At 53.7% G+C, this 23200-nt stretch carries 18 protein-coding genes and 2 pseudogenes; 10 read left to right on the forward strand and 10 right to left on the reverse strand.

Annotated features, from left to right (window positions below):
• Window positions 1-5: 5 nt before the first annotated feature.
• Together ACOTX3_RS10460 and opgC are read right to left on the reverse strand one after the other, a co-directional pair.
• Window positions 6-905 carry a hypothetical protein gene (locus ACOTX3_RS10460; protein ID WP_045294355.1) on the reverse strand — a complete coding sequence of 300 codons (900 nt, stop codon included), beginning with the start codon at window positions 903-905 and terminating at the stop codon, window positions 6-8.
• A gap of 11 nt (window positions 906-916) precedes the next feature.
• Complete coding sequence (gene opgC, locus ACOTX3_RS10465; protein ID WP_058679073.1) at window positions 917-2134, reverse strand: OpgC domain-containing protein; 1218 nt, start codon at window positions 2132-2134, stop codon at window positions 917-919.
• A 280-nt stretch (window positions 2135-2414) separates the two neighbouring features.
• Between opgC and ACOTX3_RS10470 the strand changes: the two genes are divergently transcribed.
• The 9 genes from ACOTX3_RS10470 to ACOTX3_RS10510 all read left to right on the forward strand — a co-directional run bounded on the left by ACOTX3_RS10470 (window position 2415) and on the right by ACOTX3_RS10510 (window position 15434).
• Window positions 2415-4232 (forward strand): glycosyltransferase family 2 protein, encoded by a 1818-nt coding sequence (locus ACOTX3_RS10470; RefSeq protein ID WP_058679072.1) that lies wholly within the window; start codon window positions 2415-2417, stop codon window positions 4230-4232.
• Window positions 4229-5560 (forward strand): DUF3131 domain-containing protein, encoded by a 1332-nt coding sequence (locus tag ACOTX3_RS10475; protein ID WP_045294132.1) that lies wholly within the window; start codon window positions 4229-4231, stop codon window positions 5558-5560. The genes ACOTX3_RS10470 and ACOTX3_RS10475 overlap by 4 nt, the downstream gene beginning before the upstream one ends.
• A 41-nt stretch (window positions 5561-5601) precedes the next feature.
• A complete protein-coding gene (locus ACOTX3_RS10480; protein WP_250116823.1) occupies window positions 5602-7104 on the forward strand; it encodes a DUF3131 domain-containing protein in 1503 nt (500 codons plus the stop codon).
• Window positions 7089-8483 (forward strand): DUF3131 domain-containing protein, encoded by a 1395-nt coding sequence (locus ACOTX3_RS10485; RefSeq protein WP_058679071.1) that lies wholly within the window; start codon window positions 7089-7091, stop codon window positions 8481-8483. The genes ACOTX3_RS10480 and ACOTX3_RS10485 overlap by 16 nt, the downstream gene beginning before the upstream one ends.
• Window positions 8480-8905: a hypothetical protein gene (locus ACOTX3_RS10490; RefSeq protein WP_045294136.1), complete on the forward strand. Its 426-nt coding sequence runs from the start codon at window positions 8480-8482 to the stop codon at window positions 8903-8905. The genes ACOTX3_RS10485 and ACOTX3_RS10490 overlap by 4 nt, the downstream gene beginning before the upstream one ends.
• An 11-nt stretch (window positions 8906-8916) precedes the next feature.
• Window positions 8917-11592, forward strand: a complete 2676-nt coding sequence (locus ACOTX3_RS10495; protein WP_058679070.1) for a response regulator — start codon at window positions 8917-8919, stop codon at window positions 11590-11592.
• Window positions 11582-13753 carry a glycoside hydrolase family 2 protein gene (locus ACOTX3_RS10500; RefSeq protein WP_058679069.1) on the forward strand — a complete coding sequence of 724 codons (2172 nt, stop codon included), beginning with the start codon at window positions 11582-11584 and terminating at the stop codon, window positions 13751-13753. Before ACOTX3_RS10495 ends, ACOTX3_RS10500 begins: the two co-directional genes overlap by 11 nt.
• A gap of 93 nt (window positions 13754-13846) precedes the next feature.
• Window positions 13847-14134: a VF530 family DNA-binding protein gene (locus ACOTX3_RS10505; RefSeq protein ID WP_023619621.1), complete on the forward strand. Its 288-nt coding sequence runs from the start codon at window positions 13847-13849 to the stop codon at window positions 14132-14134.
• Window positions 14135-14141: 7 nt separating this feature from the next.
• Window positions 14142-15434, forward strand: a complete 1293-nt coding sequence (locus tag ACOTX3_RS10510) for a glycoside hydrolase family 10 protein (protein ID WP_058661305.1) — start codon at window positions 14142-14144, stop codon at window positions 15432-15434.
• A gap of 39 nt (window positions 15435-15473) precedes the next feature.
• On the opposite strand, the gene dsbG is transcribed toward ACOTX3_RS10510, so the two are convergent.
• The 8 genes and pseudogenes from dsbG to ACOTX3_RS10550 form a co-directional block, all read right to left on the reverse strand.
• Entirely contained in the window at window positions 15474-16232 is a 759-nt protein-coding gene (gene dsbG, locus ACOTX3_RS10515; protein WP_058661303.1) for a thiol:disulfide interchange protein DsbG, read from the reverse strand.
• Between the two features lie 42 nt (window positions 16233-16274).
• The gene (locus ACOTX3_RS10520) at window positions 16275-16886 is read right to left on the reverse strand and encodes a DsbA family protein (RefSeq protein WP_058661301.1); all 612 of its coding nucleotides are present in this window, start codon (window positions 16884-16886) and stop codon (window positions 16275-16277) included.
• Window positions 16887-16893: 7 nt separating this feature from the next.
• Entirely contained in the window at window positions 16894-18924 is a 2031-nt protein-coding gene (locus ACOTX3_RS10525; RefSeq protein ID WP_127869162.1) for a protein-disulfide reductase DsbD family protein, read from the reverse strand.
• Window positions 18925-18971: 47 nt separating this feature from the next.
• Window positions 18972-19343: a hypothetical protein gene (locus tag ACOTX3_RS10530; protein ID WP_013096558.1), complete on the reverse strand. Its 372-nt coding sequence runs from the start codon at window positions 19341-19343 to the stop codon at window positions 18972-18974.
• 90 nt (window positions 19344-19433) lie between these two features.
• Window positions 19434-20000 (reverse strand): RNA polymerase sigma factor, encoded by a 567-nt coding sequence (locus tag ACOTX3_RS10535; RefSeq protein WP_127869163.1) that lies wholly within the window; start codon window positions 19998-20000, stop codon window positions 19434-19436.
• Window positions 20001-20005: 5 nt separating this feature from the next.
• Window positions 20006-20425 (reverse strand): hypothetical protein, encoded by a 420-nt coding sequence (locus ACOTX3_RS10540; protein WP_013096556.1) that lies wholly within the window; start codon window positions 20423-20425, stop codon window positions 20006-20008.
• Window positions 20426-20523: 98 nt separating this feature from the next.
• Window positions 20524-21022: pseudogene (locus ACOTX3_RS10545) on the reverse strand (phage baseplate assembly protein V).
• A gap of 148 nt (window positions 21023-21170) precedes the next feature.
• Window positions 21171-22640, reverse strand: coding sequence for a caspase family protein (locus tag ACOTX3_RS10550; protein WP_058679068.1), 1470 nt, complete (start codon window positions 22638-22640; stop codon window positions 21171-21173).
• Window positions 22641-22948: 308 nt separating this feature from the next.
• Here ACOTX3_RS10550 and ACOTX3_RS10555 point away from each other — a divergent pair.
• Window positions 22949-23091: pseudogene (locus ACOTX3_RS10555) on the forward strand (Presumed portal vertex protein); the annotation flags it as partial.
• Window positions 23092-23200: the final 109 nt, after the last annotated feature.

Consider the following 23200-nt stretch of genomic DNA (forward strand, 5'->3'; position numbering starts at 1 on the left):
TCCCCCTATAGCGGTAAGAACCAGATAAGGCTGACGGTGCCTTCGCGGAACTTAGCATTCCCGTTACTGTGGCCAGGGTAGCGTGTCCCCGAGTAGTTCGCGTACTGGACGGAGAACGAACCCGGCGTATAGCCTGCATAACCAAAGCTGTAGCTGTAATCGCCGTTCCAGGGTTGTTGCTGACTGCTGTCGGGGAACCAGAATGCCGTTGCCCGAATAAAGAAATGCTGTTTAAAGGTGTAACCGCAGCCGCCGAGGAATACATTTTTATTTTTGCGAATGTCATCGCTGCTAAGGTCATAGTAACGTGGGACCCAACTGTACCCTGCCTGGCAGATAATAGAGTCGCCTTTGTTGATCAGAAGCGATTTTTCTATCGGCTTCGGTAAGGAAAACTTATAGGCGAGAGTCACCGCCCCCTGCTCGAAGTAGGTATGTCGTCGGCTACCAGGCGTCCAGAAGTGATTATCACCGTAGTTGCTGTACACAAGGCTAACCGTATTAGCATGCCAGTCGTCATAGCCAAAACTGTAACGAAAATCTGCGGTGTAGCGACTGGTATCCCTGACCGGCAGCCGGGAGGTAATGTTGGCAAACCAGAAGCTATAGGGCGAATACTGCAGGCTGAGATTCAGCGTCTGGTTAATTTTTCGCTTTTGTGTGGCGCTGTCTGAGCTGTTTGGAATGCTCATCCACTGCTCTTTCAGCCCCGAACTGAAACTCAGGGCACCTGAGAATTTTTTGTCATTACCCGAAAACAGGCGCCCCCATCGACTGGTAAATACGCCAGCCTGTACCGGTTCGCCGTTTTTATCGCGCAGGGTGTCATTTTCATTACTTTGTGCCGCATCTGCGGAAGATGTTGCGGCGAGCAGCACGCCCGCCAGAAGCCATTTCTCGCGCATAACCGCCATCCTTAGTTAGGTATCCAGCGTGCGGCGACGTTATATTTCGCCATGAGCCACAGTATGCCTAGTGCCGCAGCATGCACTAACGTGTTTTCTGTCCAGGCGTGACGCCATAAATCGAACGTAATGAACTGACTCACCAGCAACACCACGTACACATGCAAAATAAAGGTATAAAGCGAGTGCTGGCCTAACGGAATGAGAAACCATCCGAACATTTTGTTGAGCGGCACCCACCACCAGGTCAGCACCAGATAGACGGTAACCATCAGCGCGATATCGTTTAATACCCGCACCGGACCCAGCCCATTTTTTGCAGCCCAGGTGTGATAAAACGTGTTGAAGGTGTCAGGTGGAATCACATGCAACAGCAGCGCAGGCGGCATAAACGGGTTGGTATGGTTCTGCGCAACAAACCCCAGAACAAGTGATACCATCACCAGCGCAACCACCACCACTTTACCTGCCGGCGTGCGGGCAAAAGAGAGTAATTCGGCTTTGTACCAGCCGCACGCCATGCCCAGCACGAAAATGAACTGCCAGGCCAGCAGCGGAAAAGCGAATTCGAATTCCGCTGGCGTCAGCCGCAGCGGCCAACGCTGCCACAGGCTGTACACCAGCAGCGACAGCCCCAGCAGCCACCAGACCTTCCCTTTCTGCAACATCCCTAAAAACAGAGGGCTAAAGAGCAATAAAAAGATATATAGCCCAAGAATTTGAGTCTGATGGGGGCCAATCTGCAAATAGAGAATGATATTGAACCAGGTCTCTTTTATTTGCGGTGTCACCGGATAAAGCGACCAACTTTCACCCGAAAAGCGATCGGTAAAATGGGTAACCTCGAAAAGAGTAATATTGGGAACCCATGCCAGAAGAATAAATGACACTATGATAATGATATTTACACGATATATTTTCCACGCCCGGAGATAAAGCCCCCATGACACCGTAAGTAATACCACTTTTTGCAGGCGAGCACGGTTGAGCATGCCCAACATAAATCCTGAGAGAATCACAAAACCCTCTGCGCCGGTGGTTAATCCGAAACGCTCCCAGGAAAATATATTAAATACCGACATCACTTCCGTATGTGCCACGACCATCATGACGAGGGCAATACCGCGCATAAAGTCGATTCTCAGGTCTCGTGCACCTGCAACGGCATACCGCCATGTTGTTGATTTTGAATTATTTTCTTGCGCGAGCAACGGCGCAATATGGCTCATAGGGTGTCCTTTACCAGGAATCGAAAATAAAGTTCTAAATAAAGTAGATAGCCTATAGAAATAGTAACCGCAATTTCTCCCTGGCAGAGAAAATGGATTAAGCAAAATTTACATCCAATTAACCCATGCTAAATATTACTTATGGGCATGGCTGGACACTTTTATTCGGCGTTCTACACTTACCTTAAATTTCGTTCAATCGCTTTTTCTTTGGCCTTCGGGTAACTGTCTGCGCCGCAGAATGGGGCTGCATTTTCACGGAATCAGGAAAGCCGGATCTATGGATTTTTATTTTTCCCGTTTTGAACATCGTCAACCTCCGGAACCGTTAAAAACGCCACGTTGGGTCATGATGACCTGGCAGGTGTTAGCGGTCGCGGCGCTCATACTGGGCGCAAATTATATTTACTGGCGCTGGACCGCCTCCCTGAATACCGATGCCTTGTGGTATGCCATTCCGCTGGTCCTCGCCGAAACCCTGGCATGGATCGGAACCGTGCTGTTTACCATCAATTTGTGGAAAGAAGAGGATCCACCGCAAAGTCCCCCTCCCAGCGATATTAACGCCTGTCTGTCGCCCGAGGAGGCCACGGAACCGCGTCCTGTTAAAGTGGATTTATTCATCGCAACCTATTCCGAAGACACCGAGCTGGTACGGCTCTCCATTCAGGATGCGCTGAAGATGGATTACCCTTTCCCGATTGACTACCGGATCCACGTGCTTGATGACGGCCGCCGCCCGGATATGAAAGCCGTCTGCGAAGAGGAAGGCGTCAATTACATCAGTCGCCAGACTAACATCGGCTTTAAGGCCGGCAATCTGCGCAACGGCCTTGAGCAAACCGACGGCGACTTCATTGTTATTTGCGATGCCGATACCCGGGTCTTCCCTACTCTTCTCAGCCATACGCTCGGCTATTTTCGCGACCCCGATGTCGCCTGGGTACAGACCCCCCAATGGTTCTTCGACCTGCCGGAAGGCGAAAATTTGTCACACTGGGGACACCGTAAAGCAGGGAAAGTTGGCTATGGCCTGGGCTGGGCGATCCAGAAGCTGGTTGGCCCGGTGACCCTTGGCCGCGATCCGTTTTTCAACGACCCGCGCATGTTCTATGACGTGATCCTGCGACGCCGCAACTGGGCCAATGCGGCATTCTGCTGTGGAGCGGCCTCCATTCACCGCCGTGAGGCCGTAATGCAGGCCGCACTGAGAAGCTATGCCTGGTCTGTTGAAGAGGAGATCCATCGCCATACCCGGGATATCCGTGACGAAGAAACGCGGGAAGCCTTGCAGAATGCGATGCGTCCGCACGTTGCATTTGACACCGAATTAACGCCCTACAAATTCCACGTATCGGAAGATATCTATACCTCAATTTTGTTGCACGGTGATGCCGCAAGACGCTGGCGTTCGGTCATGCACCCGCGCGTTGAATCGAAAATGCTCTCCCCGCAGGATATGCTGACCTGGATGATCCAGCGCTTTAAGTATGCCGCCGGTTCGCTGGATATTTTGTTCCATGACAATATCTTCAGTCGCCGCCGCTTTAAGCTTTCTCTCCCTCAGACGCTGATGTACGCCACAACCTTCTGGTCTTATCTGGCCTGCGTGTGGAACACGGTGTTTTTGATTTCGCCCATCATTTACCTGTTCACCGGCATTCCACCGGTTTCAGCCTGGTCGACGCCGTTCTATCTCCACTTTCTGCCCTTTTTTATCCTCTCTGAGCTGGCCTTTATGTTCGGCACCTGGGGGATTTCGGCCTGGGACGGCAGGGCCTCTTACCTCTCCTTCTTTTCCATGAATCTGCGCGCGCTCAACACCGTGCTGCGAGGCGAACAAATCAAGTTTCATGTTACGCCGAAAGAGAGGCAAACCGGCCGTTTTCTCTATCTGGTGAAGCCGCAGATTGCCATCGTGGTACTGACCCTGGCGGGGCTTCTCTGGGGAGGAATCCAGGTCGCTCGCGGCCAGGTTGACGATCCATCTGGTTACGTCATCAATATTTTCTGGGGGGCGGTCAATATCGCCGCCATGCTCCCTCTGATTTTTGCGGCCATGTGGACGCCAACTGAAGAGGGAGAGGTCAGCCAATGAGACGACGCGATGCCCTGCTTTCTGCGCGCAGTTATTTGACAATTTTGCTGGGGTTCCTGCTCGGTTTTGCCATTGTGGTGTGGGTTGAGAAACAAATGCCTTCGCGTGTGGAAAGCAGCGGCGGCATTGCGCTCAGTAAAGATTTCCCTCCACTGCCTGCGACACGCGAACTGACCTATAACGAAGCCATCTGGGCGCGGGTGGCATGGCAGTATTACGTGAATAATACCCAGCCAAACGGGCTGGCGAACGCCAGCGACGGTGAGCCATGGCTAAGCCTCTGGAGCGTGGGAAGCTATCTCTTTGCGACCATCGCTGCACAGCAACTCAATATTATTACCACCGATGAGTTTGACGAGCGGATCGGCGCCGCCCTGTTCACGCTGGGGGCGCTACCGCTCAATGATAAAGGGCTCCCGGCCGCCTATTATCATGCGGACACGCTGAAGATCCTCGGCAAATCAGACGCCTCGCCCATAGGGCTCAGCCGCCTGCTGACGGCACTTCAGACTCTCCTGTGGCGCTACCCTCAGCACGCCGCGGCGGTTGGTGATGTGTTTAGCCACTGGCGTACCGGCTCGCTGATTGAAAATAACACTCAAAGCCAGGCGGCCGTGCCGCTTCATCACTGGACGCTGACTGCCGATGAACAGCGGGACAGCTTTGGCTATCGACTCTATGCCAGCCATACCCTGCGTTTGATTGACAGTGCAGCGGGCCTCGCGGTCACCAACCCGCCTGAAGGGCAAAAGATGATCGACCTGGATGGCATCATGGTCCCCGATGAAGGGTTACGTACGCCCTGGGGCAAGCAGACCTCTCTGATCAGCCTGCCCTATCTGTTAACCGGTCTTGAGCTGGGTTTTGATGCCCAGAGCGCGGAAATCGCGTGGCGAATTATGCAAATTCAGCAGCGTCGCCACCACCTCCGTACACCAAAACCGCCTGTCAGCACGGATTATGCCGAACCGGCACCGGATTATGTTACCGACCTGCCAGACAGACAGCCAGTACAGGCACGCGCCTTGCGCGACGAAGCACCGGAGAAGGTAGCCATTACCTCAACCCGTTCTGCGTTTGCCTGGTATGCCCTGTTTCGTAATAGCTGGAGTGAAGCGCTGCGCCAGCAGGTAGAGTCGCTTCAGGTGCCGGGCAAAGGCTGGCAAAGAGGATTAAATCTCAACAATAGCGTTAATTCCGTCGTAGATGCGGATACCAATGCCATTGTGCTGGAAAGCCTGTCTTATATCGCGCATGGCCAGATGCTCTGTCTGGCCTGTCTCTACACGGCCCCACGGCCATCCACTTCTGCAGGAGCAACGCCATGAAGCCACGATCCCTGATCTTCTTTCACCTGCTGACGGGAATAATGATCTGCTGGCTGGCATTATCGACCGTGCGTGCGGAAACCGGGCTGCCAGCATCGAATTACGTCCCGCGCAGTGGAGAGCTGACGGTCAGAGAGATGACCATTGCGAAAAATGCCTGGCAGTATTTTGTGGCGAATTATCAGCCCACGACGGGCCTGGTGAATGCGGTCAATAAATATCCCTCTACCACGATGTGGGACAGCGCATCCTATCTGGCTGCCATGACGGCGGCGCGTGAACTGGGGATCATTGATAAAGCAGAATTCGATCGCAGAATGCTGAAGTTTCTCGCCACGCTAAACACGCTGGTGCTGTTCCGCAACGAGCTGCCAAACAAAGCGTATAACACCATCAGCGGCCAGAAAGTGGACTATACCAACAAGCCCGGTGAAATTGGCTTCTCGGCCCTGGATATCGGACGGATGCTGGTCTGGCTGAAAATTATCAAAGAGCGTTACCCGGAATATGGCAACAGCATAGATAACGTGGTACTGGGATGGGATTTCAGCCATGTGATTGATCCCTGCGGTACCCTGTATGGTGCCTATCTGGAAAATGGCCAGCCCAAATATGTTCAGGAAGGTCGACTGGGCTATGAAGAGTACGGCGCGGCGGGTTTCCAGCTGTGGGGTTTTAATACCTGTAAAGCCAGTCGCCCGCAGCCTTATGAGCTGGCCGAAATTTACTGCGTACTCGTTCCCTATGATACACGCGACCCGCGTAACACATCTCAACATAACTATGTTGTGACGGAGTCTTACCTGCTTTACGGGCTGGAGTTCGGCTTCGATAAACCGACCGACCGGGATAACGCGCCCCGCGACTACTCCCTGACATGGATGAAGAACTTTGCCGACCGCGTTTATCAGGCACAGGAGAACCGCTATACCATCACCGGCGTCCTCACTGCCCGCTCTGAACACCAGCTCGATAAACCCCCATATTTCGTCTATGACACCGTATTCAGCGATGGTTTTAACTGGAACACCATCACCGATAAAGGCCAGTTCGTCCCTGGCGCTGCCGCGATTTCACTGAAAGCGGCGCTGGGGATGTGGGTACTGTGGAACTCGCCCTACACGGACCGCCTGCTGAATACCATTGAGAATGCAAACGAAGAGGGAAAAGGCTACTACGAAGGCCTGTATGAAAATGGTGACGGGCCGATCAAGGAGTTCACCGCGAACAATAACGGCATCATGCTGGAGGCGTTGTTATTCAAAAAAGAGGGAAAACTGCTGGCCTTCAACACCGACAACCCGAAGAGCAAGGATTTTGCCCCGTCACTGTGGGATCAAAAGCTGCTGGATCAGTTTGAAGAGAACAACGCGCTGCGTAGCCGACCGTTCCTTACCAGCACACCGGCAGTAAAAAGCTGGTGCGACCGGACCGGCGTCACGCTGCGCACCAAACCCGCCTGTCAGGCTTGTCAGTGCGCATCCTGCAGCGCGGACGAGCCTGTTAAACTGCCTCCGGTGACTGCGCAATGCTTAAAACCTTAGCCAGAGGGCTCGCGGGATTACTCCTCGCAGGCGTAGTGGTTTTTGCCCTGTTTGGCCATCAGGGGGCTGGCTGGCGCTGGCTGATAAACGGTGGCTGGCACTCCACTGCTCGCCTCGCCACCCTGACGCCGGAAGAGCAGAAATGGGCGGCAATTGCCTGGCGCTATTTCGTCAACAATACCCAGCCACAAACTGGGCTGGTCAACGGAAGCGACAAACAGCCGCGCGTCACGCTCTGGCAAATGGGCGATACACTTATCGCGCTGCTCTCAGCAAAAGAGCTGGGGTTGATTCAGGATGCCGAGTATGACGCCCGCTTAACCCGACTGATGGGGACACTCAACCGTCTGATGCTGACCGATACCCGTACACCAGGGCGGCTCTATTCCAGCCAGACAGCAACGCTTATCGATTTTAGCGGCAACCCGGTCAGACAGGGTTGGTCTGCCCGGGACATGGCTCGCCTGATGCTCGCTCTGCGCCTCACTGCAGAGCGTGAGCCGCAATATGGTGAGTATCTGGACAAAATCATTCTGCGGTGGAATTTCTGTCCGGTCATCGATAACGAGGGCGAACTGTGGTCATCTTCCCTGCAGAATGGCCAGCCGGTGGTGCGTGAGGAGCTGCGTCTGGGCGAAAGCGAATATGCCGCGACGGCGTTTCATCTGTGGGGATTTTCAGCGGAGAAGGCGTTTACGCCGCCGGTACATCACGTCATCATCGCGCAGCGGCGGCTGGCCGTGGATGCCCGCGATCCGCGCACCACGTGGCAGCCCTCCCTGATTACCACTCTTCCCTACATGCTGCCAGGTCTGGAGTTTGGCTGGGAACCCGATGGCGTGACGGCCGAACGACAAAAGCGTCTGCGTAAGCAAGCAGAAAACGTCTGGCTGAGCCAGAAGACCCGCTGGGAGATCGATAAAATCCTGACAGCGCGTGCTGATTTCGCGCTCTCACAGGCCCCCTGGCATATACAGGATACCGTCTGGGGAAATGGTTATGCCTGGAACTCAATAGGCGATGATGGCCGGGACTACACCCGGTTCGCGCAGGTGTCGACCAAAGCGGTCTTTACGCTGTGGGCCTTGTGGGATACCCCTTACACCGACGAGCTGATGTCAGTCACAAAACACCTTAACGATCCGCAAAGAGGTTGGTATGAAGGCCGCCTTGAAGCCACGGGCGATACCAATGCTGCCCTCACCCTCTCCACCAATGCCATGGTGCTGGAAGCCCTTTTCTTTAAGCATAACGCCGGGCCTCTCTTTGATACCCGCCAGTCAAGGAAAGAGAGCTACTTTACCCACCGTCTGGCAGATGAATATGCCCCCCCGGGACGTTGTCTGCCGGGTGAAAACGCCATAAGGAGGACGCCGTGAAATTCTACCGCGATCTGTTTGAATCCAGCCTGAACCGCGTCTTCCCGGATAATGAAAAAACGGCGTTTTTCGAGACGTTCTACGACGCTTTCGTGCATATGTCACCTGAGACGGAAGCACATTTTGCCCGTCTGCCGGATCAGGAAGGCCAGCAAACCCTGTTTAAAAGTTTCTTCGCCATGCTGGCGGTAGATGGCGCCCTGATTGTGCCGGATTTTCTTGAGCGCCTGGCGCGGGAGCAAAGCGATGACGGCTTGCACCTTCCGCCGCGTTTTTTTGCCCTCTGGCGGGAAGCGATGCTCAACACGGTGAGCCTGCGCGATCCGCAATGCGACGATGAGATCCTGACGGCATGGGCGATGGCAATTGCGCCCGGGCTGGAATACCTGCGCCGACAGGCAGAACTGCATTACCGGGCGTAAGGAGCATGACAATGCCTTCATTTAACTATGATCTTAACGCGCTCCCGGCTGCGGTCATGATTTATGACCGCAATGAACACCTGGTGGCCTGGAATCACAGCGTTGCCCTGTTTTATCCGGTCATCACTCCGTGGCTGAAAGCAGGTACGCCTCTTGAAGAGTTGGCAGAACGTTTCATTGACGCTGTTTACAACGTCGATCCAGGCCTTCGTCAAACGCTGCGTGAATCCATCGTTCGCAACTGTCGGCAGGATAAACATTGTGAAGTCAGACAGGCTGGTCAACGACGCATTTTTGTTCAACATCAGCGGCTTGCGGACGGCAGTATCGTCAGTCTGCATAGTGATATCACGGAGCTTGACGAAGCGCAGCGGTCGCGCCACCGGCTACATGACGATTTTCTGCTGACGGCGGAATCCATTCATATCGGAATTTGGGACTGGCAGGTTTCTGGTGACACTTTACAGGTGAACGACACGCTGCTGTCCATGCTCGGTCAGTCACGCATGCGGTGGCATTATCCGGTGCGTTTTTTGCTCAATCAGGTTCATGAGGACGATCGCGCTGCGCTGCGCAAGGCACTGCAGGCCTCAAAACAGGACCACCGTCCGGTCTTCGAATGTGAAATCCGCGTTCATCACCCCACAGAAGGGTTACGCTGGATGCTGTTGTCCGGCCAGGTGGTGACGCTCTCCATCGGGGGCAACGCTGAGCGGGTCATTGGTACACTACAGGATATTACCCGGCGTAAAGAGGCCGAAATACTGGCGATCAATGCCGCCCGGGAGGCCAGAAAGGCGAATGAGGCGAAAAGTGCATTTTTAGCCAATATGAGTCATGAAATTCGCACGCCTATGAACGGCATTATTGGCATGACGCAACTGTGCCTTGATACCCCTCTTGACGCCGATCAGCGTGATTACCTTACGCTGGTGATGAGTTCTGCCCAGTCTTTGCTGCACATCATTAACGACATTCTTGATTTCTCGCGTATCGAAGCCGGCAAAGTGGAACTGGAGACAGAGCCGGTTTCCGTGCGCCCCTTTATTCAGTCGCTTATTCGTCCGCACATGCCGGGTGCCAGTGAAAAAGGGATTGAGCTTCTGGTTGATATAGCGCCTGACGTTCCCGACGTACTGCTGGTGGATGGCGCACGGCTACGTCAGATCCTCACCAATCTGCTGGGAAATGCGCTCAAATTTACCCACCAGGGGGAAGTCATGCTGATTATTGAGCCGGAAGATGGCGAGCATCGCTGGCGTTTTCGGGTACGTGACAGCGGTATTGGTATACCGGCGGATAAACAGAATGCCATTTTCGAAGCCTTCAGCCAGGCGGACAATTCAACAACTCGTCGCTATGGAGGTACGGGGCTTGGATTGACTATCTCTGCGCGGCTGGTTGCGGCGATGGGGGGTAAGTTAACCGTGACCAGCGAACCGGGTAAAGGCAGCGAGTTTACATTCGTGCTACCGCTGGCGACGCAGCCTCTGGCCCCGGAAGAACGGCCGTACAGCAAACGGTTTAGCGGGGAGCCGGTGCTTGTGGTCGATGATAACCAAACGAATCTGCGATTGTTGGCCGCAATGCTCAGCCAGATGGGGCTGAAACCCACCTGCGTCAATAAAGCCAGCGAGGCGATACATCGGGTTAAAGCGGGGCCCGCCTGGCCGTTAATACTGCTGGACGCGCAAATGCCTGAAATGGACGGAGTTTCTCTGGCGCTGGAGCTTTCAGTTCTGCCGCAGACGGCGGAGAGTCATATCATCATGCTGAGCTCCATGAGCCGACATTTTGACAGCAATATGCTGAAACGGATTGGTATCAAACACTATCTGCATAAACCCATCGCGCAGGACGAGTTGCATCAGGCCATTGCCGCAGCCTTTGAGCGGTTGCCGAAGCTAATGAGTGAAGCCCTCCCCGTGCTAGTCGCGTCATCGGGTCGTAAGGGGCTACGCATCCTGCTGGCTGAAGATAATCTGGTCAATCAGAAGGTGGCAGCACGGCTGCTTGAACGCCTCGGCCATAGCTGTCAGATCGTCGACAATGGACTCACTCTGCTTGAACGCTGGCGTTCGGGAGAATGGGACGTTTTGTTGATCGACCTTCAGATGCCCGAAATGGACGGTGAAACCGCCATTCGACGGCTTCGGGAAGAGGAACAGACCCTACCCGGCCCTGCTCAGCCAACCGTCGCCATGACCGCACACGCTATGCAGGGGGATAAAGAGCGTTGTCTCAATATGGGATTCGATGGCTATATTGCCAAACCCATCAGCCAGGAACGTCTTGCTGAAGAGATTGCCCGCGTTCTTCAGCGCGAAGATTCACTGGACTTTCCCGATGAAGCTCGCCTGCTGAACCAGTGCGCTGACGATCCCGCCCTGGTCCAGGAACTTCTGACCCTGTTTGGTGAAGAACTGGATGGGGCCGTGAAAGCCATCTCCCGGGCTATCGACCGCGATGACCGTGAAACGCTGCGCCGTGCGGCCCATAAACTGCGCGGCGAAGCCGTCACGCTGGACTTCCGGGGTCTCGCACAGCAACTGCAGGTGCTGGAGAGCGAAGCGCATACGCTGGAGACGCAACAGCTTGCGATGCTGAATGCCAAACTTCATAAGGAATCACGGCGCCTGATGGCCTGGCTCGCCAATCATGGGGTAAATGTTATTCATGATTCGTAACTGCACGCTGCTTTTTGCATTGTTGACCCCCTCGGTGATGGCAACTTCAGTACCGATAAGCTGGTCTCTTGCGGGTGTATGGCAGGTTCAGGACGCCAACGATAACCCCCGGCCTGCCGGGGCAGGCTGGCGTAAACTGAACGTACCTGCCAACTGGTATAGCGCCGGGTACGATCATCAGGGGGCGTTGTGGTATCGCCACGCTTTTACCCTCCCCGCTCAACCGCCCGATATCATGACCACCCTGGTGTTTGACGGTGTCGACTACCTGGCCGATGTCACATTAAACGGCCAGTCACTGGGCCAGCATGAGGGTTATTTCCAGCGCTTTTCGCTGGATGCCACCGGCGCGTTACAACGTCACAACCAGCTTATAATTAGGGTTGATAGCCCCTTCGAAGATCCGCAGACGGTCTGGCCTCTGCATAAAACCGCCATGAAGGGGATTCTTAATCAGCATGACACTCGTCCAGGCGGGGCGTGGTCACCTGAAGGTCAGGATGCGAACTCTGGCGGCATCTGGGCACCGGTCAGACTGCATCTTAGCCGGGGAGCCACCATTGATGACATTATTCTGCGCCCCGACTGGACGCAGGGACTGACGCATCCGGCGTTAAAGGCTGAGATACGCTATCGCGCCCTCCAGTCGGAACGCGCTACCGTGCGGCTTACCGCAACCCCCGCCAACTTCAACGGTAAACGCTTTGAGGCTGACTTTCCGGTCACCCTCAAAAGCAACGCCCATTCCGTGCAGGTTACGCTGCCCATGACGGGGGCAAAACTCTGGTGGCCGGTCGGCACAGGGAAGCCACACCTGTATACGGTTCGCGCCTCATTACGCGATAAAACCGGGTTAATGGATACGGCTGTCACCCGCACCGGACTGCGCAAGATAGTAGAACAGCCGGGTAACACAGGCTGGCTTATTAACGATAAACGCCTGTTTATTAAGGGCAGCAATTACATCGGCTCCCCGTGGCTCAGCACCATTACGCGCGAGAAATACCGTCGCGATCTTCGTCTGGTTAAGGCCATGAACGCCAACGCCATACGCGTACACGGACACGTGGCGGGTCGCGCGCTTTATGAGGTTGCCGATGAGATGGGAATGCTAATCTGGCAGGATGTTCCGCTGCAGTGGGGCTACGACAACAGCGAGGCCTTTACGAAAAATGCGGTTCGCCAGACTCGCGAGATGATCGAACAGTTCGGTAATTCTCCCGCCATCATCGTCTGGGGCGGTCATAACGAACCGCCCTGGAATTCACCCCGGATGGAAAAACGCTTCCCGGACTGGAACAAAAACCTTAATCGCGACCTCACGCAAAAAGTCGCGGATACGCTTGCCGAAGATACCTCCCGCATTGTGCATCGTTTTTCCGCCGTGGAGGAGCATTACTGGGCGGGATGGTATTTCGGTACCGTACGCGATCTGCTTGCCCCGGCCAAAACGGGTATCATTACCGAGTTCGGTGCACAGGCCCTTCCCCGCCTGTCCACGCTAAAAACCATTATCCCGGCATCACATCTGTGGCCTAAAACGACCGCCGCCGACGACCCCGGCTGGACGCTCTGGAAATACCATAATTTTCAGCCGTTCCAGACCTTTAAGTTTGCCGGCATCGCGCGCGGCAATAACATTAAACAGATGATCCACAATACGCAGGCCTATCAGTCACAACTGGTGGCCACGGCGGCAGAGAGCTATCGTAGACAGCGATACCAGCCGGTAACGGCACTGTTCCATTTCATGTTTGTAGAAACCTGGCCCTCTATCAACTGGGGGGTGGTGGACTATTTGCGCAAACCTAAAGCCGGGTATTTCGCATTAAAACGCGCGTATCAGCCCATCCTGCCCTCCATTGAGCCGGTCACTGCGCAGTGGATGTCCGGCGCAGCGGCGACCCTGCGTCTTTGGGCAATCAATGACACCTGGAAACCGTGCAATGAATGCCGTCTGATATGGCGTGTTACCCAGCGCGATAAGGTGCTGGCAAAGGGCACGATGACAATGACGATCGCCGCAGACTCCGGAAAAATGGTAAAAGCGCTTACGGTCACACCCGTGGGTCAGGACGCGGTGTTGATCAGATTCATGATCAAAAACAAAGCCGGGAAAACCGTCGGAGATAATCAGAGAACAGAATCCGTCATAAAGTGAGCGAGGGGAAAAGGAAAATTGCCGCTTCCCCTGCTTTCTTGTACCCTTTCAGCGTTTACCCCAATCCCCTGAAAATCGAGACACCGGACGCCTATGACTGCACATATTTCCAAAGATCCTTTGCATGGCGTTACGCTGGAGATGATGGTCAATGCCCTGGTGGCGCGATATGGCTGGCGCGAGTTGGGCGATCGAATCAAAATTAACTGTTTCAGAAATGACCCAAGCGTGAAGTCGAGCCTGAAATTCCTGCGCCGTACCCCCTGGGCACGCGCGGAGGTCGAGGCCCTGTATCTTGATTCCCTCAATGATAACGGGACCGCTGAACGCGAGGCGCCCGCCTTTAACCCCTGGGCCAATAGTCGGATAACCAAGAGCTAATACGCAAATGATGCGACATGTAAAACGGACTGGTGCGCTGCTTGGCTGCGCGCTTTTACTTGTTAGTTGCTCCTCAAAACCCCCAAAGTCGCTGGTCACACCGCTCCCGACCCCAGGCAAACCGACGCAGCAGGCAAACGAGCCGATGCGTGGGATCTGGCTGGCAACTGTCTCCCGTCTCGACTGGCCGCCGGTCGCGTCGGTGAATGGCCGCAGTGCTGACCAGCGTATTGCGATGCAAAAACAGGCGCTGATCGACAAACTCGACAATCTGAAACGCCTGGGAATTAACACGGTGTTTTTCCAGGTGAAACCGGACAGCACCGCGCTCTGGTCGTCCAAAATCCTGCCGTGGTCAGATATGCTTACCGGCAATATTGGCGAGTATCCGGGCTACGATCCGCTGCAGTTTATGCTCGATGAAGCCCACAAGCGTGGGATGAAAGTTCACGCCTGGTTCAACCCCTATCGCGTTTCAACCAATACCAAACCGTCAACCATCGCCGCGCTGAACCGCACCTCATACCAACAACCGTCCAGCGTCTATGTGCAGCACCCTGAGTGGGTTCGCATCGCAGGCGATCGGTTTGTGCTCGACCCGGGCATCCCGGAGGTGCGTGACTGGATAACCCGGGTGGTGACCGAGGTGGTGGCGAACTACCCGATAGACGGCGTGCAGTTTGATGACTACTTTTATGCCGAATCGCCCCGCTCAACGCTGAATGATGCGCAGACCTACAGACAATACGGCCAGGGGTTTAGCTCCAAAGCCGACTGGCGTCGCCACAATACGCAGCAGCTGATTGTGCAGGTCTCTCGGGCGATCAAACAGACAAAACCGCAGGTTGAATTTGGCGTCAGCCCGGCGGGCGTCTGGCGTAACCGCTCCTTTGACCCGGCAGGATCCGACACCCGTGGCGCGGCGGCGTATGATGAATCCTACGCGGACACCCGTCAGTGGGTGCAACAGGGGCTGCTGGACTACATTGCCCCGCAGATCTACTGGCCTTTCTCCCGGGATGCGGCACGCTATGACGTGCTGACAAAATGGTGGGCCGAGGTGGTGAAACCGACCCATACCCGTCTGTACATCGGCATTGCGTTCTATAAAGTGGGCGAGCCGTCGAGAAATGAGCCGGACTGGACGGTTCAGGGCGGCGTGCCGGAGCTGAAAAAACAGCTCGATCTCAACGACTCCCTGCCGAACGTGAATGGCACCATCCTGTTCCGCGAAGATTACCTCAACCAGCCGCAGACGCAGCAGGCGGTAAACTACCTGAAAGGACGCTGGGGAAGCTAAGTACAGTCAGGCAGAAACGCCCCGTTTCTGCCTGATTTTTTACGGCTTCGGCCCGAACATCGCCTCAAGCTGCTTCGCGTCCGGCATACCGACAACCTGCTGGAGCTCATTCTGGTCATTGAGATAATAAATGGCCGGTGTGGCATTCGCCCCCAGACTGTCCATTAACGCCTGGTGTTTTTGCAGTATCGCCACGGTTTCACGCGAGGCGGTGCCTTCCGGTTTAGGCAGTTTTTTACCGCCGGACAGTTCATACTCCTTCCACGCCGTAACCGGATCTTTTGCATTCAGGATCGCAGATGCGTTACGGCCGCTGTTTGGGTTCAGAAACGCCACCAGCAGCGTATTGAGCTGCGCCTTACCCGCCGTCACCCACGGCTGTGCTTCTGACCAGAATGCCTTGCAGTACGGGCAGAACGGGTCGGCGAAGACAAACACTTTGCGTGGCGCGTTATCCGCCCCCTCTTTCAGGGGGTGCGCAGCGTTAAGCTGTTTCCACATTTCGCGTCCCATCGGGGCGTAGATCTCTTTCTGGAAAATACCCTCGCTGAGGTTTTTACCCTTCTCGTCATAGAGATAACCCGAAATAACGTGCTTTCCGTCAGGTGTGAGAAAGAGCGTCACTCCCATGTCCTGATATTGTCCCAGCCAGGCGGATGCGCCACCGGGCACGTCGATCTTCTTGAGGATCTTAATCTCCTGCTGCTCGCTAAAGGTCTTCACGACATCAGGTATAGCATCCGCAGCCTGCGCCAGCCCTGACGCGGTCAGCAGCGAAAGTAACAGTAATTTTTTCATGTCTCTCTCCGGTTTGTTCGGGGGCCTGAGGCCCCCTTCAGGTTAGCGGTTTTTCAGTGCATCGGTGACCATTTCATCAAACTGTTCGAAAGGCACCCAGCCGGGTAACAGCCCTTCGCCAATCAGCGTGGCCGGTGTCCCCTGAATGCCCAGTTTTTCGGCGATGATCAGGCTGCGTTTTACCGTGACCAGGCTCGTATCATCCGGCGTTGAAACATTCACGCCCGCGCGCTTTTGCGCCTCCTGAATGCTGGCGTCATCGTGATACCCTTTTTTCGCCATCAGGGTTTCGTTGAACTTCATAAACTGCTCAGGGTGTGAACGCCAGACGGTTAACGCGTCGCGCGCGGCGGTTAGCGAGCTTTCCGAACGGAACGGCAGAAACTTAAACACCACGGCCACCTGCGGATGTTTCTCAACGATCTTCTCCAGATACGGATCGAATTTTTTGCAGTATGGACAGTTGTAGTCCGTAAACACCACCAGCGTCAGCGTTGGATTTTTGGCACCGATACGCGGTGAATCCGGGTCGTTAAACAGAAAATCGTAGACCAGCTTCTGAGCGCGTTGCTCCTGATCCGGGGTGATCGGGTCCGCCGCCATCACCTGGGCCGAAGCGAAAAACAGCAGAAACGTAATAAGGATTTTTTTCATAACAGCGTTAGCCTTTTGCTTTGTTCAGGGTGGTCATCAGGGTGCGTTTGTCCAGCAATGGCGAGAGGATGTCGCCCTCCGGCGTTCCAGGGCCATACACCTGGTTAAACGGGATGGCGTAGCGATTACGTGATTTCAGAAAAGCCGCAATCGTCTCTGATGGCTGGCTCCAGTCTCCGCGTAGCGCCACCACATCCGGCTGGCGCAGCGCGGCGATAACCTCCGGCTGATTCAGCACCCGATGCTCATTCACCTTACAGGTGACACACCAGTCCGCCGAGATATCCACAAACACACGTTTCCCTTGCGCAAGCGCATCGCTGATTGCCTCTTCACTGAGCGGCTGCCACGGGATCGTCTGTTCGCTATTCTCAGCCGTGTTTACCGGCGTTGCGTTCACTATCCCGCGCAGCTGATAGCCCCCGAATACGGCCAGCGCAATTATCACCACCCAGAACAGCGGCGATGATGTCTGACCGCGAAGGGCATAGACCACAATGGCGACCACAATCAGAAGCAGCATGAGGATGTGGCTGAACATCTCGCCCAGATGCAGACTCAGCAACGTCACCAGCCACAGGCTGGAGGCCAGCATCATCCCGCCCAGAATCACCTTCAGGGTATTCATCCAGCGGCCAGGTTTTGGCAGCAACAAGGCGGTTTTGGGGATCAGCGCCACGAACAGCCACGGCAAGCTCATGCCCACCCCGAGCATCAGGAAGATAAGCCACAGGGAATGCAGCGGTGCGCCCAGCGCAAAGGCCACGGCCGTACCGAGGAACGGCGCAGAACACGGCGTGGCAAGCAGCGTGGCAAACACGCCTTCGCAGAAGCTGCCCGTCAGTCCGGTTCCGCCCGTTGTGGCGAGCCGTCCGGTGGCGGCGGAAGGCAGAAACAGCTCAAACGCACCAAACAGGTTCAGCGCGAAGATAAAGGTCACGGCAACCATCAGCCCAATAAACCACGGGTTCTGGAACTGGATGCCCCAGCCCAGCGACGCGCCGGTGAGTTTCAGAATAGTCACCATCGTGGCCAGCAGCATAAAGGAGGTCAGAATACCCGCACTGGTCGCCAGGAAACGCAGCCGGATTTTCCGCGTGTCCGTACCCGCCTGCAGGACGCTGCTGAGCTTCATTCCCATTACCGGCAATACGCAGGGCATCAGGTTCAGGATCAGACCGCCCAGCAGTGCAAAGGCCAACATTTTGACTGTTCCCGCTGGCGTACTCTGCACCGCGTCTGCGGGGGCTGCGCCTACGGTCAGTTGCGTTTGCTGGGCTTTATCGCCGTTGGTGACGACAAATGACAGCGTTTTCCCCGCAAGCGTCGCGGGTTCATCGCCCCACTCATCGGTGACCGGAACCGCGACCTGAAGCCGGTTTCCGGTGTGCTTAATCACCGGTTCGCCGGGCAGAATGTCACCCTCCAGCGGGTCAAAATAGATCCCAGGATTGACCCATTCGCCTTCCGTCGTGCCCGTCATCATCAGCTTGCCGTCTGATAACCAGGCGCTGAAGTCTGACGACACGCCTGACGAACCGGGTACTGAACGCATCGCGTCTTCAAATGCCGTACGAAAGCCCGCATCCGCTGGCGTGCGGAAATCCAGATGCAGCTTGTAGTCCGTCAACAGACAGACGTTGCTGCAGGTTGAGAGCGTGAGCGTGGCGTCGAGCACATCCGCGTCCGTCCCGGCGATCGTGATGGGGATCGTGACGCTATCGTGGTAGCCCTGGGTCGTCAGGCCCGAGATATCAAAGCGGGAAGGAACCGGCCAGTACCAGGTATCCTTAACGCCCTGTGGCCAGCTGATTTTCGGGGCCACGCCGCCCTCGCCCGGCGAACGCCAGTAGGTTTTCCAGCCGGGCTGCAGCTCCACGCTGAGCAGGCCGATGATGCGGTCGTGATCCCGCTCAGCCTGAAAGCGGATGCGGGCGTGATCGTTTTGCGGTGACACCAGCCAGCCCGTATCTGCCGCATGAGCAATACCCATGCAGGACAGCCACAGGAGGACAAGTCCCCTGAAAAGGTTAACCATGTTTTACTCCGTGAATAGTGAAAATTATCGTGTGGTGACGATGTTTTTCATTCACGGAAAACGCAGTTTTTGAGGTGTATTCGGGGAGGCGGTGCCTGGACAGGCTGCTCCCTGGAGAGAAATGTGCGCCGTTGGGTAAACAACTGCAGCAGAGCGAAGAAGATAATAATCGCCGGTAGCGCACCGTCAAAAAACAGCGGCTGGGCGCAAAGCAAAGACTGTGCGCCAAGTTGACACGGCGACGGGCCGGGCTGTTCAGCCTCCTGACCCGGGGCGTCAGCCATCATGAGCGTTTGCACCTGAGGATCCAGCCCCTGTAAAAAATGGTTGAGATAAACCGCACGCTGAACCAGGCAAATTGCCATTGCCAGACACGTGATTATCAGAAGCCATTTACCGAGAAGCTGACGGTTGCGCATAACGTTCCAAAATAACAAGACGCCCCGATCATAAACGATAGTGATGAATCTACAAGTCCCGACAGTGTAAGGTTTTGTCTGCCGGGAACATTATCCCCCTGTCAGCGCGTCATACACATCCCTCAATCGCGTGCGCAGGAACAACACGGCCTTATGCTTACGCGATAATAATGCCTGCTCGCTAACCCCGGTTTCCCCGGCCAGCAATTTGATGCTGTAGCCCTGTAGCTCCGTCTTCTCAAAGACCTCGCGCTGCGCTGCGGGCAGTACAGCCAGCGCCTGCCCCAGCTCTTCCCACAGCAGCGTTTTGAGGTACTCCTCTTCCGGGGTATGCGGAACGCCGAACAGGGTTTCAGCGATCTCATCTTCCGGAAAATCGTCATCCTCCTCGCCTGTGAAGCTGAAATAACCGGAGAGCGACACTTCACGCTTTTTCCGCGCCCGGTCGGTCATCTCATTTCGCGCCGCGCGAAACAGCCACGCGGCAACGTTTTCGACCGGCTGTTCCACCTTCATCAGCTGATACGTGATCTCCTGCAAAATATCGTCGGCGTCGTCACGTACCGGGGTTCTTCCGCGAATAAAGGCTCTCAGCCGGGCGCGGCAGGCATTAACCGCCGACATCAGCAAGGATCCGCCCGCCTCCCCGGTTTTCATCTCGCTCACTCTGCGTCCGGCGCTTTTGGCGCGTTGTCTTCACGCTTGTCATCACGGTGGCCGTGCCAGCCACAGTGCCCGCGACCATGGCGACCAAATCCTTCCCGGCGCTGCTGCATGAACGCTTCACGCTGTTCGGGCGTCATGTTCATCCAGCGTTCGTGCATCCGGCGGTGCGCACCAAACATACCCGGACGGAACCCCAGACCACCAAACAGGATCCGGCTCAATATCAAAATGCCAAGCGCCTGCCAGAAGCCAATGGCTTTCACGCCGAGGATCGCCGGGAGTAAGGCGTTCCACAGGGACATCACCAGCAGGCCGAGCACGATAAAAATGACCGCGCCGATGACTAAGCCCTTGCCCATACGGTGGCGACCGAATCCGCGCCCGTGACCTCTGCCGTGCATATCAAACTCTCTCATGGTGTTGACCTCGTTTACAGTAACTGATTATGGCTTGTGATGAGGTAGACGGATGAGGTACAAAAATATTGCTGGGATGAATATAAAAATTTTGTGGTTCAGGAGGTTAAACGCAGTACATTGCCGTCAAACTGGTCATTCACCTGCACGCCGTTTGAGATAAGTGTCCCGCCGTTATGTTCGATGTTCCCGGCCATCTTCCCTTCTTTCTGCACTTCGAGCGTACCGGTCGTCAGCTTGTTGGTGCATACCACCTCGTGTGTATCGCGCGTGATACGAGTTTCGGCTTTCACCAGCACCACCGGCACGGTGGTCGTGATAGAGTACGACGCAGTGATGGCGGCGGTTTTGATGCTTAGCACTGTGAGCATGTCGTTGTGGGCTTGTATTCGATTACCGCCACGTTATGAAAGGACACATGCAACGCATAGAATGAGGCCGACGGCGAGGGATTGACGTCAGACAAAATGCCCGGCAGCACAAAGGCCGTATATCGAGCTCGCCGCCGATTGCCAGCAGCAACACCTGCTCACCGGCCGAGGGAGCCCACCAAACGCGGGCACGACCGGCGCGAAAGTTTACGATTCCGCCGGTCAGAACACGTCAGTGATTAGCTTGAAGTATTATATTTGTTATAACACCGATACAAATCAAGTTACGGAATAAACATAAGTAATGCCGCTATCGAAGATCAGCGGCAAAAAAGGATTTTGTCAGAGTCTTATCACAACAATCAAATAAACTATCATTTCCCATCTGGCTCAGAGACCAAGTTAAAACTCTTTAACACAGGAGTAAGAGTCTCACTTTCAAAATTCTTAGCCAAAATTCCAAGATGTTTTTTGATATCGCCGCTAGCAATAAGTTCAATTGTGTGAGGCGTCCATTTGATGTTGTTATCAATCAAAACTTCCGAATCCCATCCTGATGGTTTATAAACTGCCATGCAAGATAAAATAACTAATCTTGTTTTTGACATAAGCGGCAATATGTACAGCTTAGTGCTATTTACATTAGGATATTTTGATTTAGCAAGCACAGTGATAAACTTATATGTGCAATCTAGTGAAGATTCGATACTAACTGGCGAATAATAATATTCAGTAACCCATTTGTAATTATCTTCGTCATCATCCATCCACGTATGCATTCTAGCTAAAGTTGCAGCCAAACCTTTATTTTTGGGTTTTCTTACGGACCGCTCCTTTCTTTCTGATTTGGCTTTTACAAATAGATCGTCATTGTTTTTATCGACCCACTCAGCCAAGAGAGGCAATTTTGGAACGTCATCATAGTTTTCATGAGTCTCCACTATCAAATCAAAAAGTTCTCTAGCATCCCCTTTGAATTTAAACTGTTCCTTGACAGAATCAGGAATGGACTCATAAATTCCCATAGCCTTTCCCTCAGTAAAGTAACGTTCAGCATCTTTAATGACTAATTCTTTAAGAGGCTGCTTTTTGACCTCGACTTTATTTTCTGAAATAATTGAAAGTGCCCCTTCAATAACTTTTTTACTCTCGGGGGTAATATTCTTAATAAAAACTTCAGTAAATGAAGCTTGATTTATAAAAACTGGCGACTGATTTTCATTCCTACTAAATTTATCGGAAATATAATCAATTAAGTCCTTATAACGAATGGAATTCTCAGCAGTATATGCAACTGCTTCACCAATAGCTTTAGTGAAGAAACTTAGATGTGAATCAGCAAAAGAGAATTGCGCATCCTCGGATGAAAACATAAAGTAACACTTAGAAAAGTCCAACTTTGAGTCTTCAATGTGTTTAGTGAGTGCCGCAGGATCTTTTATATATGAAACGCCTGAATTACATGCATCAACTATTTTGACAGTTAGTTTAGGTTTTAAAGATTTGATCATTGTATCGAGCTCGCTATTTTCTAGCGATGTACTCTTTATTTTTATAGAATCAAAATCAGAAAGTATATAATGGAAATCACTCCCATCAAACAACCCATGACCACTAAAATAGAAAAACAACTCATCAATATCGCCGCCAGAATATCTACCAATAAATTCCGATAACCTCCCTTTGACTTGGCGTGTATTGGTATCGCTATCTATATATAATATATCTTCATATTCATCACTAAGATCTAGCATGGATTTTATGAGTTTCACATCGTTTTTACTCGCAGAAAGATTTTGCTGGGAATTATAGTCGCTAACTCCAATTAAAACGGCCAATTTCATATGCACAACCTTTTAATGTTATTTAAGTTAAATTTCAACAGCGTTAAACGTGATCTTCATCACTCATCTCAACAGTTCAATAAAAGTTTATCAAGGATTACATTCTTGATAAACTTTTTATTATTACTGTTAAACCGAGCAAAGTCCTTCTTGTATAATGGACGATTATACCATGCAACAACGCTCTATCGGGCCAACCATGCATGCTCTGTATAACGAGCCGCTTTCCACCGGTAGCGGTATGTAATCGGCTTCTATTCTGAATATTAACTAAGATCAAAAAATACCAAAAGAAATAACCTAAACAGATGGTCAGCATAACCACCAGCACGTCGAAGAAAATGGAGGTGTTCACCTTTAGTAAACCCTCCCGGAACTCGAGCACTGCGACATCCTCGACTATGTCGAGTGCATCAACAATGGCACAGGGAACGAACCGCCGTTCAGCTTTTAGGTGACCTGCCCCCACGATTAGATACAACACTCAGTTAGTAACGTCGGAATCTTCATTCTCAGAATGACCCTTTCTCCAGCCCGCTGCAAATTCAGACGGTGTCTGA

The sequence above is a fragment of the Enterobacter cloacae complex sp. IR5384 genome, assembly GCF_049237265.1.
Classification (GTDB): domain Bacteria; phylum Pseudomonadota; class Gammaproteobacteria; order Enterobacterales; family Enterobacteriaceae; genus Enterobacter; species Enterobacter cloacae.

Coding starts and splice junctions, on each gene's coding strand:
- ACOTX3_RS10540 (WP_013096556.1), bottom strand. CDS start 20,425: ATGAGAGAGTTTGATATGCACGGCAGAGGTCACGGGCGCGGATTCGGT.
- ACOTX3_RS10525 (WP_127869162.1), bottom strand. CDS start 18,924: ATGGTTAACCTTTTCAGGGGACTTGTCCTCCTGTGGCTGTCCTGCATG.
- ACOTX3_RS10520 (WP_058661301.1), bottom strand. CDS start 16,886: ATGAAAAAAATCCTTATTACGTTTCTGCTGTTTTTCGCTTCGGCCCAG.
- ACOTX3_RS10475 (WP_045294132.1), top strand. CDS start 4,229: ATGAGACGACGCGATGCCCTGCTTTCTGCGCGCAGTTATTTGACAATT.
- ACOTX3_RS10495 (WP_058679070.1), top strand. CDS start 8,917: ATGCCTTCATTTAACTATGATCTTAACGCGCTCCCGGCTGCGGTCATG.
- ACOTX3_RS10500 (WP_058679069.1), top strand. CDS start 11,582: ATGATTCGTAACTGCACGCTGCTTTTTGCATTGTTGACCCCCTCGGTG.
- ACOTX3_RS10485 (WP_058679071.1), top strand. CDS start 7,089: ATGCTTAAAACCTTAGCCAGAGGGCTCGCGGGATTACTCCTCGCAGGC.
- dsbG (WP_058661303.1), bottom strand. CDS start 16,232: ATGAAAAAATTACTGTTACTTTCGCTGCTGACCGCGTCAGGGCTGGCG.
- ACOTX3_RS10480 (WP_250116823.1), top strand. CDS start 5,602: ATGATCTGCTGGCTGGCATTATCGACCGTGCGTGCGGAAACCGGGCTG.
- opgC (WP_058679073.1), bottom strand. CDS start 2,134: ATGAGCCATATTGCGCCGTTGCTCGCGCAAGAAAATAATTCAAAATCA.
- ACOTX3_RS10505 (WP_023619621.1), top strand. CDS start 13,847: ATGACTGCACATATTTCCAAAGATCCTTTGCATGGCGTTACGCTGGAG.
- ACOTX3_RS10550 (WP_058679068.1), bottom strand. CDS start 22,640: ATGAAATTGGCCGTTTTAATTGGAGTTAGCGACTATAATTCCCAGCAA.
- ACOTX3_RS10535 (WP_127869163.1), bottom strand. CDS start 20,000: ATGAAAACCGGGGAGGCGGGCGGATCCTTGCTGATGTCGGCGGTTAAT.
- ACOTX3_RS10460 (WP_045294355.1), bottom strand. CDS start 905: ATGCGCGAGAAATGGCTTCTGGCGGGCGTGCTGCTCGCCGCAACATCT.
- ACOTX3_RS10510 (WP_058661305.1), top strand. CDS start 14,142: ATGATGCGACATGTAAAACGGACTGGTGCGCTGCTTGGCTGCGCGCTT.
- ACOTX3_RS10470 (WP_058679072.1), top strand. CDS start 2,415: ATGGATTTTTATTTTTCCCGTTTTGAACATCGTCAACCTCCGGAACCG.
- ACOTX3_RS10530 (WP_013096558.1), bottom strand. CDS start 19,343: ATGCGCAACCGTCAGCTTCTCGGTAAATGGCTTCTGATAATCACGTGT.